Raw genomic sequence first — 13,473 nt, 5'->3', positions numbered from 1 at the left:
CGCCTTGTACATATGAACCAAGGTTCACAATTTGTCCCTTTGAACGAGAACAGAACCGACCTGGGGTTTTATTTCGACTTTTCTACAGTAGTATGTCACTTCCATTCCCTAACCAGAAGGATGGGCCTGGGAGCTGGGTGAGCAGCCCTATGATCTGCCGGTTCCTCGGAAATCGGCAGACCCTGGGTTTTTTGTTCCTTTTCCGGTTCGTGATCGGCAGGCCGGCCCGGGAGCGGGTCCACCGGCTTGAGAAGGCTCTCCAGTCGTTGCAGCCTCTCCTCCAGGGTTTGCATGCGGGCCGCCATCTCGTCGAGGAGCGCGTCCTGTTCCTTGGTTTTCATCTCCTGTTTAACGTTCCAGGTACGGGACCGCGCATACGGCGTCGGCCGGCGGCCTGAAAGGCTGCGGTACTTTTTTACGGCCTCCGGATCGGAGACGACATAAACCGAGGCCTCTTCTTTTTGCCGGAGCGGGCTCTCCCGGCCGACGGCCTGCTGTGCGGTCCGCATATGGATCGGCTGTTGGGTACGGCCCATGCCTGCAGGGACTGAAACCGGCGTGGCCGCGATCTCGATCGTTTGGACGGCGCCGTAGTTTTTCCCGAGCCTGATCGGGAACTGGCAGGAGCAACGCTCTTTTGCGCGCTGGCCGGGCAATTCGCCACATTTAATCTCTATAATTTCAGGCATTTCCGTAACGGTCTCAAAAGCGCAAGCTTCTCCGGCTTGGGTACACTCGCAACCTTCGGCGGTCGGGTCGGGTAACTCTGCAGCACAAGCACCGGCCTCGTCTTCAAGGTCGATCTGGGCCTCCGCCTGCTCTGTCGCCTCTGAAGGCAGCGGTTCGGCATGATCCGCTTCGGGTTTCGCGTAGTCGGGCATTGGCTCCGGTGAGCTATCCAATACCTGTACCGGCTGTTGGGGCGTACCCGGCAATCCGGTCCCGGATGAATCTTCAAGGCCCCGATCCCCGGCCTGTTTCAGTTCTGTTTTTGTTGGCGTGGCTGGGCTCGGCATTCCCGGGGGGGTGCCCCGGGCGGCTGCGGGTTTGCGCGGTTTAAACACGGGGGCCATCACTTCAGACTCCTTTCAAAAACAGCAATAGGCTTTGCGGCTGTTGATTACAGGATATGCGTCAAGCCGCGAACGCGTGAGTTTCCGGCCGTTGCGGCGTCAAGCGCCTTGCTAAAGAAAAAAGCCCCATCTCAAAGGATGAGGGCTTTTGTTCCGTATCACTCCGGGCTACGGGCAGGGGCTGTCGTTCACGCATATAATGGCTGACGTGCAGAGGTTGGTGATGGTGAAGGCCATGTTGACAACGCCGGATACCAGGGTCGGGGTCGTGGTGATGTTTTCCGGGTCGCACGAGACCGAAGACTTTACTTCGGGCGCCGTTGCGCCGGGACACAGGGTGGTGCCGCCGGGCAGGGCGATAAAGCCGCTGTTGCCCACCGAGTTGCAGTAGTCCCTGAAGATGCTGCCTTCGTGCTCGTACTCGTACTCAAACTGGGCGTCGAAGGAGAACGACAGCGTCATCGGCGTCGAATCCAGGTTGACCCCGACATTATACAGCACGGCATTGCAAACCTTGCCCGGTCCCACGGGCGTAAACGCCGGGTTTGCGCAGGTAATGGTTTCCGAGAAAGTCGTAGACAGAGTGGTGACTTCATCTACGCAAATTCTCCTGATGGCCATGAGATACCCTCCTTCCTTTTCTTACAATATATGGGCACCCTGGCACAGTGCTACCAGGGACCCCCTGCCAATATATGGTTGTGTCAGCCCCGGAATCCCTAGCGGTGTAACCATTCCCGCTTTTATTTCATAAGTTGGAAAATCAATGGCAATTTTGGCGAAGGCAGTCAGGTGATTATGGAAACAGGAACCATCAGTCTCTGTATGATCGTCAAAGACGAGGAAAAAAACCTGGGCCGGTGCCTGGAAAGCGTGCGCCGCTGGGTCGACGAAATCGTCGTCGTCGACACCGGGTCCACGGACAGGACACCGGATATTGCCACAAGCTACGGAGCCCGGGTTTTTTCCTTCCCTTGGCCGGACGACTTTGCCCGGGCCAGGAACGAGAGCCTCAAGCACGCCACCAAGGACTGGGTCTTCGTCCTTGACGCCGACGAGGAGGTGCCCCTTGAAACAGCCCAAAACCTGAAAAGGCTGGCCAGCGCGCCGGATGGGGTGGAGGGATGGACCTTCACCATCGCTAGCCCGGCGACCGCTGCGGAGAGCAGCCCCGGGACCAGGCACCTCAACCTGCGCATGTTCAGGAACAGGGAGGCTTACCGCTTTCAAGGTGTCGTCCACGAGCAGGTCAGGTTCGGCGATCTCGGCGGCAGGGCCGAGGCGTTGATCAGGCATTCGGGCCTGACCATCATTCACTACGGGTACATGCGCGACCGGAAGGAACGCCGGGCCAAAACGCTACGCAACATCGCCCTGCTGAAGAAGGCCCTGGCCGAAAGCCCTGACGATCCCTTCTATAATTACAACCTGGGCGTCAGCTACTATGCGGCGGGAAATCTCGAAGATTCGCGCCGGCACTACGAAACGGCCATCCGGCACGCCGACCCGGGGGCGGTGTTTACCCCGGTGCTCTTCCGGAACTACGTCCTCTGTCTTTCCGATATGGGCGAACAGGCCAAAGCGCTGGAGATTGCCGACAGGGCGCTGGCCTTTTTCCCGGATTATCCCGATTTGTATTTCCTCAAGGGACAGATCTTCTGGGATCTCGGGATGCTACCCGAGGCGAAGGCCTGCTTCCTGAAGTGCACCCATTTCACGCAGGTGCCGCCGGAGTACATCACGACGGAAGGTGTAACCGGGCGCCTGGCTTTTGCAAACCTGGCCGAGGTGTGCGCGCGCCGGGGGGATATCGACGCGGCCGTCGAGTTCATTCTCAAGGCGGCCAAGGAGGACCGGTCTTACCGGGTGTTCGCCAGGCTGTGCGCCTTGCTCAAGGAACAGAAGCAAACGGGGGCGGAGACGGCGGCCTTCTTAAAGAAAGCCGGGCTCGACAGCCGCGCCGTCGTCCGGCTGTTGTTCGACGTCGGGGAATTCGCGTCTTGTCTGGCCGAACTGGAGGCGCAACCGGTCCCGGACCCCGGGATGCTCCTCCTTCAGGGAAAATGCCTGATAAGGCTAGGACGTTACGCCGAGGCCGCCGAGATGCTGAACCGCATTCCCCCCGGCTCGCCGGCGGCGGCGAAGGCCCTGCCGGAGCAGTGCCTCGCCAGGTGGCTCGACGATCCCAGGAAAAGCGCGGCCCGGGTGATCGCCGCCTGCGGTCTCCCGGACGCTCCGGTGACGGCCGCGTGTCGGGCCGTCGATGCCCTGGTCACCGGGGAGCGCGGCGGGGCCCCGGCGAAGCTGGGCGAGCGGGATGATGCGCACCGGGCGGCCCTGGACATCGCCCTGGAGGCTTTTATGCTGGGCGATAAAGACCTCGCCCTGGCCGTCGGGCGGGCCGTCTCCGGCGGGGAAGGCCCCGGCGAAGCTTACTTTGCTCTCGGCAAGCACGCGCTGGCCGGGGGCCGCCACCGCGAGGCTCAAAAACTTCTGGAACGGGCGCTCTACAGGTGCCGCGCGCGCGCGGAGGCTTATTACTTGCTGGGCGCGGCTTGCGCCGGCCTCAATTGGCACGAGAAGGCCTTCAAGTATTTTGCCGCGGCCGCCCGGGAGGTCGCGGAAAAAAACGAGTTATATCTGACCGGCGCGCTGGAACAGTTGACGGACGAGTGCCTGTCGTTGGTTCTCAAGGGGATCGGCCTTGAGGAGAGCAACGCGGAACTGCGCCGGTCGCTGTTCAAGCTGGCGGCCTTCAAAAAAAGGTTGCACCGCTGCAAGGAGGCTTTCGCCAATGTCGACTGACACCTTGAGCCTGTGCATGATCGCCCGGAACGAGGCCGACAACATCGGCCGCGCCATCCGCAGCGTTAAGGATTTCGTGGATGAGATCGTCGTCGTCGATACGGGGTCGACGGACAACACCCCGGAAGTTGCGCGGTCGCTGGGGGCCAAGGTCGTCAGGGAGCAGTGGCGCAACGACTTTAGCGCCGCGCGCAACGCCTCGCTGGAGCACGCGACCGGGGACTGGATCTTTTACCTGGATTGCGACGAGGAACTCGTGCGGAAGAGCGGCTCCGAACTGAGAAAGGTGATCCGGGACAGCCGCTACCAGGCCTACTTCGTCCTGATCTCCAACGTAACCGGTGCGGGCGTCGAGCTAACCTTTCCCAGCATCCGCCTGTTCAGAAACCGCAAGGAGTTCAGGTTCACCGGCAAAATCCACGAGCAGATCGCTGGCGCCATCATTGACGCCGGCGGGCAGAACTGCATCGGGCATACGCAGATCGCCATCCTGCACCACGGTTACAACGCCGGCGCCGCGAACATCCAGGCCAAGATTCAGAGAAACCTGGCCATCCTCGGCACTTACCCGGAGGAACAAAGAGACGGGTTCTTTTTCTATAACCTGGGCACGGAGTACCTGCGCCTTGGGGATAAAAGGGAGGCCCTGGAGTTCTACCTGGAAGCGCTCAAGCGCACCAAGCACAACCAGGCCTTTGCTCCCGTCCTGGTCAAAAGGACGATAACCACCCTGATGGACATGGAAAAGTACCGGGCGGCCCTCGATCATCTGCGCCACTATCAGGGCGTTTATCCCCAGTTCAGCGACCTGGTGTACCTGGACGGCTTTTGTCACGTCAAGTGCGGGCGCTTTACGGAGGCACGGGAACACCTGCGGCGCTACCTAGCCATGCCCGTTCCTCCCACCTGGTATCCCACCGAGGCCGCCGTTTACCAGGCGGGGACCCGGGAGCTGCTGGGCAACCTGGAGAAGCTGGCCGTTAAAAAGGGCGACTGTCCCGCGATCAGCGTCTGCGTCGTTGGCAGGGACGAAGCGGCGTCGATCAGGTCTTGCGTCCAGAGCGTAAACGAGATCGCCACAGAGGTCATCTACGTGGACACCGGCTCGCAGGACGACACCCCGGACGCGGCCTACCAGATGGGCGCCCGCGTGTACGGCTTTCAGTGGACCGGCGACTACGCCGGGGCCCGCAATTTCGCGCTGAACCGGGCCGCGGGCGAATGGGTGCTCGTCCTCGACGCCGACGAGGCGCTACCCGACCGGAGCAGGGAGATGATCGTCAACCTGGTCAGGAACGGCTACCACGACGCGTACGCCTTCAAGGTGTGCACCTACCTGGACAAGAGCCTGTCCTTGGGCAACTGTCATCTTAAGAGCTCCTGCCGCTTGTTCCGCAGGGGCGTCGGCCGGTACGAGGGGGCGGCGGCGGAGGATGTCGCTTCGGCGGTCCTGGCCTCCGGCGGCCGCGTCGCCACCGTGGACGTGACGGTCAACCATTACCACTTCCTGGCCGACAGCGCCTGCCTTGCCCGGAAAAGAGCGTGGAAAAGGGAGGCTATCGCCCGAAGTTTGGCCGGCGAGCCCCGGAGGCAAAACTACGCCCTGGGCGTCGAGCATTATTACGGGCGGGAGTTTGCCGCGGCCGCCGAGTGCTTTGCGAACAGCTTCGACGACGAGGAAAGGAGCGGCGTTCCCGAGTTTTTCTTCTATTACGGCAGGTCCTTACTGGAGGAGAAGCTGTACCGGCAGGCGCTGCCGGTCCTGGAACAGGGCACGGGGCTTTTCCCGGATTACACCGATCTCTTTTACGTGCTCGCCAACGTCCTCTTCTTGCTTAAACGGACCGAAGAAGCGGAGTTTCTCCTGAACCGCTGCCTGGAAATGGGCGACGCTTCCTGGCAAAAGTACGTCATCAGCCCCGGGGCGGGAAGCTTTAAAGCCGCGTGTCTTTTGGGCATGGTTTTGGCCCAAAAAGGGAGCGTCTCGCGGGCGCTCGAGATTTTCGTCGAGGCCGCCCGCACCCCCGAAGCCTTCGAGCGCGCCATCAAAAGCCTGGTCTTCATCAAGGACCGGCTCAGCGTCCCCCTGCCCAGGTTTCTGGAAAAGCACGACCTCCTCAGCCCGCAAAGCCTCAGCGTGGCTTCTGCGTACCTGGCCGCCACGGGCAAGTTCGAGGAAAGTCTGGCCTACCTGAAGATGGCCAGCGACCTGGCGGCGCGCCAGCGCCCGCCGAGAGACTTTGCAAGCGTGACGCGGGCGATCGACGGGCTCTTGACGAGCTATTGGTGGCAGGCCGTCAGGTCTCTTACCGAACAGTCGCCGCTCAGAAGCCTGTTAATGAGCGCCGGCGCTGAGCACTGAGCGCCGGGCATCGGGAATGACGCTTTGCACTGGAAAACTGGACGTCAGCGGTACCGTCAGAAGATAACAAGACGTACTGGGGAGCTGAAGCATGGTGAAGAAAGTCTTGATCGGGAGCAGTGTCCGCCAGGAACCCGAGATACTCGAATGCTTCCTGGATTCCATCCGCGACCTGAACACCGCCGGCTTGGCTGTCGACTACATGTTCGTCGACGACAACGACGATCCGGCCTCTTCAAAGCTGTTGTACGGTTTCCGCCCTCTGCGCGCCAAGGTGTTCATCGCGCGCAACGAGATGCCGCGGACCCCTTTCGTTAAGGACGAGGTGCACCACCACTGGACCGAAGAGCTGGTCCAGAGGGTGACGCGCAACAAGAACAAGATCATGGAGCACTGCAAGAAAGGGCATTACGACTACCTCCTGCTCCTTGACTCGGACCTGGTGCTGCATCCCGAGACGCTTTTGTGCCTGATCGCCAGGGGCAAGGACATCATCTCGGAAATCTTCTGGACGAGGTTCAGGCCGGACACCGAGGAGGCGCCGCAGGTGTGGCTGGCCGACAGCTACACCACGTACTGGCGGCGGAGAGACGAGCAGATCAGCGAGGAAGAGAAAATGCGCAGGGTCAGCGAGTTTGTAAAAATGCTGCGCCGGCCGGGCGTGTACAGGGTCGGGGGCCTGGGGGCGCTGACCCTGTTTTCCCTCAGGGCCCTGCAAAGAGGCGTCTCTTTTGACGAGATCTACAACGTCTCGTTCATGGGCGAGGACCGCCACCTCTGCATTCGCGCCGTGGCCCTGGGCTTTGAGCTGTTCGTGGACACCTGTTTGCCGGCCTACCACGTCTACCGGCGGGCCGAACTCGACGGGGTGGCCCGGTACGTCGAATCGTTCCGCGAGATGAGTATCAAAGCCTACACCCACGAGATCAGCACGATCATCCAGAACGCGCTGGAAAACCTCTTGAGCGCAGACTTCCGGCGAAGGTCGGACGAGGAGGCCTACCGTCAGCACTTCACGGCGCGGGGCTGGAGGGAGTTGCAGGGGCTGCGGGAGAACAGGCGCGAGATCGCGAGACGCAAGACGATCCTGCGGGCCGAGACGGCGGATGTTGCTGACCCCTCGTTTGACGACGGCCTCAGCCGGTGCGACCTGGCCGTGGTTTTGAACCTGAGGGGTTCGGAGGAGGGGCAGCGGACGGAGAAAGCCGTGCGGCTGCGGGTGCGCATGGTCAAGCTGGACTGGTGGAAGATCGACGGCTGCGAGGCACAAGAGCACGCCGGACCGTGCCGGGCACCCGCGGTGATAACCTCCAGTTATAAAGATTATACCCGGGTAGTCAGGCCCGGCCCGCAAAAACTGACTCTGGCTATGCTCGTGCGCAACGAGGCCGGCCGGTATCTGCCCGCCGTTCTACGGCACGCCGCCCAATACGTGGACGAAGCCGTGATCCTCGACGACGCCAGCACCGACGCCACCGTGGAGATCTGCCGCGACGTCTTGCAAGACATCCCCGTCTTCATTCACGTCAACCAGTCGCCGGGGTTCGCCAACGAGATCAACATCCGCAAGCAACTCTGGGACCTGGCCGTGCAGACGCAGCCCGACTGGATCCTTATCCTGGATGCCGACGAAATGTTCGAAGACAGGGCGGTGTCCGAGCTGAGGACTTTGATCAGCCGGCCGAACATCGACGTCTATGCCTTTCGGCTGTTCGATTTCTGGGACATGGAGCATTACCGCGAGGACGAATTCTGGAAGGCGCACCTGCGTTACAGTCCGTTTCTAGTCAGATACCAGCCCCATTTCCCGTACCAGTGGCAGGAAACCCCCCTGCATTGCGGGAGGTTTCCCAAGAACATCGTCTTGTTGCCCACGGCGTCGTCGGATCTGCGCGTCAAGCACTTGGGATGGGCGAGCCGGGAGGACCGCCTGAACAAATACCGGCGTTACATGGAATCGGACCCCCACGGGCGTTACGGCGACTTGGGGCAATACCGGTCGATTTTGGACCAAAAGCCGCGCCTGAAAAAATGGCTTGATAATGAATCCGATCTCGTAAGAATGGTCAAGGGACCGGCTTGAGGTGACAGCATTGAAGCGCAACCGACAGGAGAATATCAATACCTCTGCTTACTGGGACCGGGTTTACGCCCGGGAGCGGGCGGCGGGGCGCCGTCGGCTGTACGAGGACCTGTGGCGTCCCATGCTGCTATACCTGCCGCAGGGCTCCCACACCCTCGTCGACGTCGGGTGCGGTGCCGGGGAATTCCTGAAATTTCTCAGCCACCACCGGCCGGAGTACCAACTCTTCGGCACGGACATCTCCGCCGAGGGCCTGCTGACGGCCGGGCAAAACTGCCCGGGGGCCTCGCTGCACCTGGCCAGCGGGGATTCGTTCAATCTACCCCACGGTAAGTTCGACATCGCCGTGGTCAGCGAGGTCATGGAGCACGTCGCGGAGCCGGCGCCGTTTCTCAGCCGCGTGATTGACCTGCTCAAGCCCGCGGGTCTGCTGTTAATCACCACGCCCTGGAAGTGGGGCTCTTCCGACCCCGAGCACGTTTGGGATTATGAAGGGCCCGAGGATTTCGTGTCCCTTGGCCGCGGCCGGGTGCAGCTTATGGGCTCAGCCGTTGCCAACAGGGGCTTCACCCTGATCACCGTCTTGTACCGGGGCTGACTTGCGTGCCAGGATGACGAAGTCGGCGCACGACAGGTGCGGGTACTTATGTCAATAAACCTTCGAACGTTAACGGTCCGCCAGAATATGGTTTATTTCAGGGGCAATTGACGGGATTGCTTAATATCATGTCAAAAACGGGCATGGCTGACTTGCGATCGCAGGGCATCGCTTCCAGGTCAGACCTCTGACTTCTGGTTTCGGACCTCTTTTTAAGGGATAGCTTGGCGGGGAGAAGTGACTATGACCAAGCACGAGCGGGAGTTGGGCTACAACCAGGGCTTTGCCGAAGGATTCGAGGCCGGGTACGAAAAGGGTTTCAGCGAGGGGAGCACCCTTGGGTACAACAACGGCTTTGCGGCCGGTATCGCCGAAGTCTGTCCCGACGATACAGTGTCCGAACCTTCTCTTCTCCTGAAAAAGTTCAAAAAGTTGGTGGAAGCCGGACTTATAAAACTGGTGGTCAGCGGTCCCGCTGAGCAGGAAGCCAAGCAGTTGCTCGAAAAGATGGGGCTGGAAGCAGAAACGCTCCAATTTGGTTAATCTTAGCATCTATGCAAAATACGTCATTATCCGCCATAACTCTCCCAACCCTCCTTTATTATCCTATTTCAGCAGGGCTCAGCCTGATTTACCAAAGTTGTCCGATTTGTACATTCATCTTATTCTATAGGTGGACGAGTTCCAAAATAGGAAAAAGGAGGGGTTTAATGCAGTTTTGGAAGAAGAGGTTGTCTGTCGTATTCGCGGTCTGTCTGGTGTTTTCCTTGCTGTCGTTGCCGCTTTTAGCCTTCGCCCAGGAGCCGTGTTTTGACGGAGTCAAAATCGTTGACTGCATCAAGGCCGGCTTCCAGAATGCCGGCTTTTCCGCCGTTGCCGTCAAAAGCACCGGCGCGGCGGCGGAGAAAGGGCGTTGCGTCTACTATTCATCCAATTACGGTTCCTTTAAACTGGCGGAAAAACAGGGTACCGGCTATAACTGTCCCGGTAATGCCGTGGGTGACGCCGGATTTTCCGTCGCCGCCGCTAAAAACACCGGCACGCCGGAGGAGAAAGGTTATTCCGGCTGTAATTCAACCAGTTCCGGCACCGTTGTCAAACTGACTGAAAAGCAGGCGCCCGGCAACGGCTGCACCGGCGGTACGCCGAACAATTCCGCCGGTTCCCGTTTTGTTAACGGTACATCGACCGCATTGGCAAGCCGGGGGGGGACGTTCGAATGCGGTAAGAGCTCTGACAATGGTACGCTTACGCCCGGTACGTTTTACAAGGTTATCCGCTACCGGATCAGTATTCCGCTGTCCCCGTCCAAGCCTGTTCCGCAGCCGGCGCCGCAGCCCGGGCCGACACCGCCCCCGTCCGTTAATCCGCCTGATCCGGCGCCGAAGCCGGTCCCCCCGTCCAGCGCGCCTCCCGCCCAGCCCAACCCTGCTCCGCCCTCGGGAGGGGTGACTTACAGCGCCGATGAACTCAAAATGCTGGAGCTGGTGAACAAAGAGCGGGCGGCCAACGGCTTAAAGCCCCTGGCGATGGATCCCCAGCTCGTCAAGCTGGCCCGGATGAAGGCCCGGGACATGATCGACAACCGCTACTTCGCCCACGAGAGCCCGACCTACGGCTCTCCCTTCGATATGATGCGGAAGTACGGGGTGACCTACAGGGCGGCCGGCGAAAACCTGGCCGGAGCCCCTACCGTGGACTCGGCCCACACTAACCTGATGAACTCGCCGGGCCACCGGGCCAACATCCTAAGCCCCAATTACACCAAGGTGGGCATCGGGGTGGTAAATGGTGGTCCCTATGGTAAAATGTTCGTGCAAATGTTTATAGGTTAGTTATCACATTTCTCACAATTCCTCCTGAGCGGCATATATTATACCAGAATGCCGAAAGGAGGAATTGTGTTTGTCGCAAGTAGCACCCGCGCCCATACAATGCCGTGAGTTTCTCGTTCGCCGGGTACTCGGCGAGGAGCGCACGCAGGTTGCTGTGCGGGCCACCATTACGGTGCCCCCGGAAAAGCCCCCGGTCGAACAAGTCATCGATTGTACCGCTACGGCACGCGTCACGAAAATAGAGAAGATTAAGAACAAGGTAATCATCCAGGGTGTGGCCGACGTGCAAGTGACCTACGTCGCCGACGTGCCGAAGGGCGACCAGCCCGTGCACCACGTCGAACAGGAGGTTACCTTCACCCAGTCCGTTGAGGTCCCGGGGCTGCAGGTGGGCGACGACGCCGACGTCTTCGTCCAACTGATGGTCGAGACCTGCAAGGCCGGGCTGAAGATGAACGCCACGCGCCACCACGGGGACGCCTGCTGCGTGCCGGGCAAGCGGGAGATTTTGGTGACCGTCATCATTAAAAAGTTTGTCAAGGTTACCAAGACCGAGCCCACGAGGATCCTGGTCAACGCCCCCGGCGCCACCCTGGGGACCATCGAGCTGGAAGAGGTTATCGCTTTTGGCGAACGGCAGGTCATCATCAGCGACCAGGTGGACGTCCGCGAGATTACGCAGGGGAAGAAGCCGTGTCCGGAAAAAGTTCTTAGTGTCATTGCCGATGTCGTTATCCGCAGCACCGAGATCATCAACGACCGCAAGGTTGTCGTCGAAGGCGTCCTGAAGCTGCAGATCGTGTACGTCGCCAAGACCTGGCAGGGCGACCAGCCCGTACACCACGTCCATGTCGACATACCCTTCACCCAGTTCGTGGAACTCAACCGGCCGGTGGCCCCGGACGACGTGGTCGAAACGGTGGTCACGATCGAAGACGTCAGCGCCCGCGCCAAGGGCGAGTGCAGCATCAGTATCAACGCTGTCATTCAGCTCAGGGCCGAGGTCACCCGCACCCGCGAGATCACCGTCGTTACGGCCCTCCGGCAGCCCATTCCGGGTGTCGAGCCGCGCAGGATCCGCAGCGATGTCGTGCTCGGCCGGAGAGCAACGCAGGTCGTCGTGCGCGACGAGGCCGACATCCCCGACCAGAAACCCGACGCCGAGAAGGCCCTCGAGTGTATCGTGGTGGAGAACCGCGTCGAGGAGACCGAGATCCTGCCCGGGGCCGACAAGGTTCTGGTCCGCGGCGTAGCCGTAGTCAAGGTGCTCTACGTGGCCAACGTCCCGAGCCAGCCCGTACACGCCTTTACGACGGAGGTCCCCTGGACGACGTTCGTCGAATTTCCTGTCGACATCACCGATGACGACAACGTCGCCGTTACCGTGCAGATCGAGTTCTCCGACTGCGAGCTGGTAAACAAGCGCACGGTCGCCATCGACCTGGTCGTCAGGGTCGCCGTCAAGGTCACCCGCATCCAGCAGCCGATCATCTTCGTCTGCCTCGTGCTGCAGCCTGAGGTACCCGAGCTGCCCTGCCCCGGCACCTTGATTAACGTTACTGTCCGCCCGGGAGACACGTGTTTCTCTATAGCACGTGCGAACAACACCACAGTCGCCGACATCCAGGCCCGCAACCCCGGCGTCGACTGCAACAACCTGCAGCCGGGAACCGTCCTGGTGGTTTGCCGGGGACTGGGCTAAGGAAGAATAACAACCTCGCCAGCTAAGCAGTTGAGCCACTTTCGCTTTTTGCGGAAGTGGCTCAACGTTTCGGCGGGCCGTATAGGCACATTAAAACAGGCACCTGGGTGCAGCGCCCGGGTGCCTGTTCAACGACTGGGAAGCAGCCGTGTCGGTTCTCCTTAGAAGGCGAAGATGATGGCCCCGGCGATTACCAGGAGCAGACCAAGAAGTTTGAAGATACCTGGGAGAAGAACTATGATGAGGATGCCTAGGGTGATAAACAATGATCCTAGCACCATGCCCCCAGTATTTCCCGGGAAGGCCTTGATTTCAACGTTCTCTTCAACCAAAGCGTCTGACATAATTTTTATTCCTCCTTAAATTAAGGTTTTTGAAACGCCACCCAGGCGGGCGTTCTGATATAAAATATGCCTTCGATGGGAAAATGTTCCACTTATAGTGGGATTATCGACATATTTGGGACAAGTTATAATTTCAAGCCTGAAATGTTTATCACTTTCTTGGATCGGGTTTTCGGCAGATTACTGACCTGAATGGAGGAAAGTGAGTCGACTAAGGCCGTAACCGTGTCGGCCATAGTTTCTATTGCCTTTCCGGTCATCTTCCCCAGGTTGGCATAGTGTTTTACGAGATCAATCCAGGTCGCCGGCGGCGAGGGTTTCGGCTGATGGCCTGAAGGCCCTTCTTGAAGTTGCACCGACAGTTGGTTGATCTTTTCGGTCAGATGGTCCAATTTGGCAGCGATAAGATTGATGTCTTCCCCCTGTGATTTCTGGGCACCCTCCAGTCCGTCAATCCTAGCGACCAGTTTTTCCACTGTACTTGCGTCCAATTCCATATTAAACACGCCCTTCCTGAAATAGTTCGATAACTTATGGCAAATAATCCTTTCAAAGGTTAGCCATGGTTGTTTTTCTTTTGTTTACCAGTCTATGATTGAGGAGAAGATGTTGTGACTCTCTCCACGATAGGTTCGAATTCCAGAGGGCGTAGGTGCAATGAAAAAGGCTGC

The 13,473-nt window shown here is 59.6% G+C and carries 11 protein-coding genes; 7 read left to right on the top strand and 4 right to left on the bottom strand.

Annotated features, from left to right (window positions below; genetic code table 11):
- Positions 1-95: 95 nt before the first annotated feature.
- Entirely contained in the window at positions 96-881 is a 786-nt protein-coding gene (locus ACUM6F_RS06535; RefSeq protein ID WP_425620670.1) for a hypothetical protein, read from the bottom strand.
- A 360-nt stretch (positions 882-1,241) separates the two neighbouring features.
- Complete coding sequence (locus ACUM6F_RS06530) at positions 1,242-1,694, bottom strand: hypothetical protein (RefSeq protein WP_425620671.1); 453 nt, start codon at positions 1,692-1,694, stop codon at positions 1,242-1,244.
- Positions 1,695-1,871: 177 nt separating this feature from the next.
- Between ACUM6F_RS06530 and ACUM6F_RS06525 the strand changes: the two genes are divergently transcribed.
- From ACUM6F_RS06525 to ACUM6F_RS06495, 7 genes are all read left to right on the top strand, one after another.
- Entirely contained in the window at positions 1,872-3,878 is a 2,007-nt protein-coding gene (locus ACUM6F_RS06525; protein WP_445348749.1) for a glycosyltransferase, read from the top strand.
- A complete protein-coding gene (locus ACUM6F_RS06520; RefSeq protein ID WP_445348747.1) occupies positions 3,868-6,240 on the top strand; it encodes a glycosyltransferase family 2 protein in 2,373 nt (790 codons plus the stop codon). Before ACUM6F_RS06525 ends, ACUM6F_RS06520 begins: the two co-directional genes overlap by 11 nt.
- Before the next feature lie 94 nt (positions 6,241-6,334).
- Positions 6,335-8,323, top strand: a complete 1,989-nt coding sequence (locus ACUM6F_RS06515; protein ID WP_445348746.1) for a glycosyltransferase — start codon at positions 6,335-6,337, stop codon at positions 8,321-8,323.
- A gap of 10 nt (positions 8,324-8,333) precedes the next feature.
- Positions 8,334-8,921, top strand: a complete 588-nt coding sequence (locus ACUM6F_RS06510) for a class I SAM-dependent methyltransferase (RefSeq protein WP_445348745.1) — start codon at positions 8,334-8,336, stop codon at positions 8,919-8,921.
- A gap of 243 nt (positions 8,922-9,164) precedes the next feature.
- On the top strand, positions 9,165-9,464 hold the full coding sequence (locus ACUM6F_RS06505; RefSeq protein WP_445348744.1) for a hypothetical protein: 300 nt from the start codon (positions 9,165-9,167) through the stop codon (positions 9,462-9,464).
- Between the two features lie 167 nt (positions 9,465-9,631).
- Positions 9,632-10,756 (top strand): CAP domain-containing protein, encoded by a 1,125-nt coding sequence (locus tag ACUM6F_RS06500; RefSeq protein ID WP_445348743.1) that lies wholly within the window; start codon positions 9,632-9,634, stop codon positions 10,754-10,756.
- A 70-nt stretch (positions 10,757-10,826) separates the two neighbouring features.
- A complete protein-coding gene (locus tag ACUM6F_RS06495; RefSeq protein WP_425620678.1) occupies positions 10,827-12,458 on the top strand; it encodes an SPOCS domain-containing protein in 1,632 nt (543 codons plus the stop codon).
- A gap of 161 nt (positions 12,459-12,619) precedes the next feature.
- On the opposite strand, the gene ACUM6F_RS06490 is transcribed toward ACUM6F_RS06495, so the two are convergent.
- Both ACUM6F_RS06490 and ACUM6F_RS06485 read right to left on the bottom strand, forming a co-directional pair.
- Positions 12,620-12,802 (bottom strand): hypothetical protein, encoded by a 183-nt coding sequence (locus ACUM6F_RS06490; RefSeq protein ID WP_425620679.1) that lies wholly within the window; start codon positions 12,800-12,802, stop codon positions 12,620-12,622.
- A gap of 125 nt (positions 12,803-12,927) precedes the next feature.
- Positions 12,928-13,278, bottom strand: coding sequence for a hypothetical protein (locus ACUM6F_RS06485; protein WP_445348742.1), 351 nt, complete (start codon positions 13,276-13,278; stop codon positions 12,928-12,930).
- Positions 13,279-13,473: the final 195 nt, after the last annotated feature.

Source organism: Desulforudis sp. DRI-14, assembly GCF_052618305.1.
Note: the sequence above shows the minus strand (reverse complement) of the source record. Positions and strands in the feature narration are given on the sequence as shown.

Bases quoted from the DNA above. Each gene is read 5' to 3' on its own strand.
- ACUM6F_RS06535 (WP_425620670.1), bottom strand. From the start codon at position 881: ATGCCCGACTACGCGAAACCCGAAGCGGATCATGCCGAACCGCTGCCT.
- ACUM6F_RS06530 (WP_425620671.1), bottom strand. From the start codon at position 1,694: ATGGCCATCAGGAGAATTTGCGTAGATGAAGTCACCACTCTGTCTACG.
- ACUM6F_RS06525 (WP_445348749.1), top strand. From the start codon at position 1,872: ATGGAAACAGGAACCATCAGTCTCTGTATGATCGTCAAAGACGAGGAA.
- ACUM6F_RS06520 (WP_445348747.1), top strand. From the start codon at position 3,868: ATGTCGACTGACACCTTGAGCCTGTGCATGATCGCCCGGAACGAGGCC.
- ACUM6F_RS06505 (WP_445348744.1), top strand. From the start codon at position 9,165: ATGACCAAGCACGAGCGGGAGTTGGGCTACAACCAGGGCTTTGCCGAA.
- ACUM6F_RS06500 (WP_445348743.1), top strand. From the start codon at position 9,632: ATGCAGTTTTGGAAGAAGAGGTTGTCTGTCGTATTCGCGGTCTGTCTG.
- ACUM6F_RS06490 (WP_425620679.1), bottom strand. From the start codon at position 12,802: ATGTCAGACGCTTTGGTTGAAGAGAACGTTGAAATCAAGGCCTTCCCG.